4 protein-coding genes are annotated in these 3,727 nt (G+C 73.9%); 3 read left to right on the plus strand and 1 reads right to left on the minus strand.

Annotated elements, in window-relative coordinates; translation table 11 throughout:
• The first annotated feature begins 120 nt into the window (after window positions 1-120).
• Window positions 121-1,803 (plus strand): methylmalonyl-CoA mutase family protein, encoded by a 1,683-nt coding sequence (locus tag VF468_17220; GenBank protein HEX5880033.1) that lies wholly within the window; start codon window positions 121-123, stop codon window positions 1,801-1,803.
• Window positions 1,804-1,833: 30 nt separating this feature from the next.
• On the opposite strand, the gene VF468_17225 is transcribed toward VF468_17220, so the two are convergent.
• Window positions 1,834-2,130 carry an isoamylase early set domain-containing protein gene (locus tag VF468_17225; protein ID HEX5880034.1) on the minus strand — a complete coding sequence of 99 codons (297 nt, stop codon included), beginning with the start codon at window positions 2,128-2,130 and terminating at the stop codon, window positions 1,834-1,836.
• 133 nt (window positions 2,131-2,263) lie between these two features.
• Here VF468_17225 and VF468_17230 point away from each other — a divergent pair, with 133 nt between their 5' ends.
• Together VF468_17230 and VF468_17235 are read left to right on the plus strand one after the other, a co-directional pair.
• Complete coding sequence (locus tag VF468_17230; protein ID HEX5880035.1) at window positions 2,264-3,187, plus strand: NAD(P)H-binding protein; 924 nt, start codon at window positions 2,264-2,266, stop codon at window positions 3,185-3,187.
• A 39-nt stretch (window positions 3,188-3,226) separates the two neighbouring features.
• Window positions 3,227-3,727 (plus strand): serine/threonine-protein kinase (locus VF468_17235; GenBank protein HEX5880036.1); only part of this gene is annotated, 501 nt, incomplete at its 3' end.

Here is a 3,727-nt window from a genome sequence, read left to right on the forward strand (position 1 = left end):
GTCCGCCCCACCTTCTTCGCCCCCTTCTTCACCGCCGTCGGCCGCCGCCCGGACTAGCGGCGCCTACAATCGGGGGAACAGCCAGGCCGACAGGAGGCCACCGTGCCCGACAACGACGCCGTGACCGGGGCCGACGCGCCCGAGGCGCTCCGAGCCCTGCGCGAGCGGTGGCGGGAGCAGTACGCGGCCGGAGGGGAGCGGGAGACCGACTTCACCACCCTGTCCGGCGAGGAGGTCGCCCCCCTCTACGACCCGCTCGACCACCCCGACCGGGACGCGGCCGCCCAGATCGGCGTCCCCGGCCAGTACCCGTTCACCCGCGGCGTCTACCCGTCGATGTACCGGGGCCGGCCCTGGACGATCCGGCAGTTCTCCGGGTTCGGGAACGCGCGCGAGACCAACGAGCGCTACAAGTACCTGATCGGCCAGGGCGGCGGCGGCCTCTCGGTCGCCTTCGACATGCCGACCCTGATGGGCCGCGACTCCGACGACCCCCGGTCGCTCGGCGAGGTCGGCCACTGCGGGGTGGCGGTCGACTCGGTGGCCGACATGGAGGTGCTGTTCGACGGGCTGCCCCTTGACCAGCTGACCACCTCGATGACCATCTCCGGCCCGGCGCCGATGCTGTTCGCCATGTACCTGGTCGCGGCCGAGCGCCAGGGCGCCACCATCGCCGACCTCGACGGCACCCTCCAGACCGACATCTTCAAGGAGTACATCGCCCAGAAGGAGTGGCTGTTCCCGCCCGAGCCGCACCTGCGCCTGATCGGCGACCTGTTCGAGTTCTGCGCCGCCGAGGCGCCCAAGTACCACCCGGTGTCGGTCTCCGGCTACCACATCCGCGAGGCCGGGGCGACCGCCGCCCAGGAGCTGGCCTTCACCCTGGCCGACGGCTTCGCCTACATCGAGCTGGGCCAGCGCCGCGGCCTCGACGTGGACGTGCTCGGGTCCCAGCTGTCGTTCTTCTTCGACGCCCACGTCGACTTCTTCGAGGAGGTCGGCAAGTTCCGCGCCGCCCGCCGCATCTGGGCCAGGTGGATGCGCGAGCGCTACGGCGCCACCACCGACAAGGCCATGCGGCTGCGGTTCCACACCCAGACGGCCGGGGTGTCGCTGACCGCCCAGCAGCCCGACAACAACGTCGTCCGGACCGCCATCGAGGCCCTGTCGGCGGTCCTCGGCGGCACCCAGTCGCTGCACACCAACGCCCTCGACGAGGTGTTCGCCCTGCCCACCGAGCGGGCGGCGGCGATCGCCCTCCGCACCCAGCAGGTCATCGCCGAGGAGACCGGAGTGGCCAACGTCATCGACCCCCTCGGCGGCTCCTGGTACGTCGAGCACATGACCGACCTGATGGAGCAGCGGGCCGAGGAGATCTTCGCCCGCATCGACCGCTTCGGCGAGGGCCGCATGCTCGAGGGCGTGCTCGCCGGGATCGAGCAGGGCTGGTTCCAGCAGCAGATGGCCGACGCCGCCTTCCGCTACCAGCAGCAGCTGGAGAAGGGCGAGAAGGTGATCGTCGGCGTCAACAAGTACGTCACCGACGACGACGAGCCCCTGGAGATCCTGCGCATCTCGGCCGAGGTCGAGCGCGAGCAGCGGGCCGAGCTGGCCCGGCGCCGCGCCGCCCGCGACCAGGGCAAGGTCGACGCCGCCCTCGACGCCCTGAAGGCGGCGGCCGGCACCGACGACAACCTCATCCCCAGGCTGGTCGACGCCGCCCGGGTCGAGGCCACCGTCGGCGAGATGGCCGCCGCCCTCAAGGAGGTCTGGGGCGAGTACACCGAGCCGCCACGGTTCTGACGCCGCGGCCGACCCCGTGCAGGGTTGCTCCTAGGTGTGCACCACGCTGTTGACGCCGCCGACGCCGTTGTCCACGTACTCGTGGGCGCTGTCGTCGTCGAGCCAGCGGCCGTCGTCGTCCAGGTACCTGAAGGCGAACCGCTGCGAGACCGGGAGGGTGACGGTGACGCTCTTGGTGCCGTTGCTGCGCGGGCGGAGCGGGTGGACGAAGGGGTCCCAGCCGTTGAAGTCGCCGACCACCGAGACCTTCCCGGTGACCGAGTCCTTGGGGAGGACGAAGTTGACCTTGACCTTGTCGCTGCCCTTCACCGGGGTCTGCTTGATCACGTGCCGAGCTCCTTGCTGGTCGATTCCTGACATAGCGCGACCGAGCCGCGGCGATGCGCCCCTTTCGGGCACTCGGGCAGACCCGGTCGTTGTCCACAGTAGACCATGTCGTGCCGACACGGGGAGGGCTTGAGTGGCGATCCTGGTGACGGGCGCCGCCGGCCTGGTCGGGCGGGCGGCGGTGGCCGCCCTGCTGCGCCAGGGCGTCGAGCACGTCCGAGCCGTGGTCCGCGACCCCGCCCAGGTGCCCGGGCTGCGGCGCCTCGGGGCCAAGGTGGCGCTGCTCGAGGCCACCGACCCCGACGGCCTGGCCGCGGCCATGGACGGCGTGTTCACCGCCTGCTCGTTGACCGGCGGCGTCTGGACCCGGCCCGGCGAGGACCCGTCCGCCGCCGTGGTCGGCCCGGCCGAGGTGTTCCTGGCCGCGGCGACCGCCGCCGGGGTCCGCCGGGTGGTCGCCTGCTCCCCGGCCGCCGTGGCCACGCCCGCCGCCGCCGGCAACCCCTACCTGGCCGCCAAGGCCGAGGTCGAGCGGATGATCGCCGCCTCCGGCCTGGAGCACGCCATCCTGCGCTGCACCCACGTCCTCGGCCCCGGCGGCCGCCTGTTGGACCTGCTGGCCGCCGCCGAGCCGGTCCCGGTCCCGGGCGACGGCGGCCAGCGGGTCGCCCCCGTCTGGGTCGGCGACGTGGCCACGGCCATCGCCGCCGCCGACGACGCCGTCGAGCTGACCGCCACCTGGTCCCTGTCCGGCCCCACCGAGCTCACCTTCGACGCCCTGGTCGACGCCACCCACGGCGGGTCGGTGGCCAAGCGCCACGTCAATGACGCCTCCGACGACCAGCGCACCGGTCTGACCCCGGCCCAGCTCGGGGTGCTGGCCGCCGACTCGCTGGCCGATCCGGGCCTGGAGCGGCCGCCCGGGGTGGTGCCGACGCCGCTGGCCGAGGCGCTGGCCCGCAGCCGCCCGGCCCGGCCGGGCGGGGATGCCGGGGGCGGCCGGGCGGAGGCGCCGGGGGCGGCCGTTCGCGGGTTGCCGGGCGGCGTCGACGGGTAGTCGGGGCACTGGCGTGGTCGCGTGGTGCTGGAGGTGGCGATGAGCCCCGACCCCGCCGCCGGGACGGAGGTGGCCGGCTACCGGATCGTGGAGCAGGCCGGCAGCGGCGGCATGGGCGTGGTGTACCGGGCCGAGGAGACCGGCCTCGGGGGCCGGCCGGTGGCGCTCAAGCTGCTCCCGGCGACCCTGGCCGGCGACCCGGACTTCCGGGCCCGGTTCCTGCGCGAGATGCGGGTCGCCGCCGCCATCGACCATCCCAACATCGTCCCCATCTACCGCGCCGGCGAGGATCGCGGCCGCCTGTACCTGGCCATGCGCTACGTCCACGCCTCCGACCTGCGCCGCGTGCTCGAGGCCGAGGGCCGGCTGGGCCCCGCCAGGGCCCTGGCCATCCTCGACCAGGTGGCCAGGGCCCTGGACGCCGCCCACGCCCGCGGCCTGGTCCACCGCGACGTCAAGCCGGGCAACATCCTGCTCGCCCCGCCCGTCTTCGACGGCGACGCCGAGCACGTCTACCTGGTCGACTTCGGCCTGGCCAGG

Source organism: Actinomycetota bacterium, assembly GCA_036280995.1.
GTDB lineage: Bacteria > Actinomycetota > CALGFH01 > CALGFH01 > CALGFH01 > CALGFH01.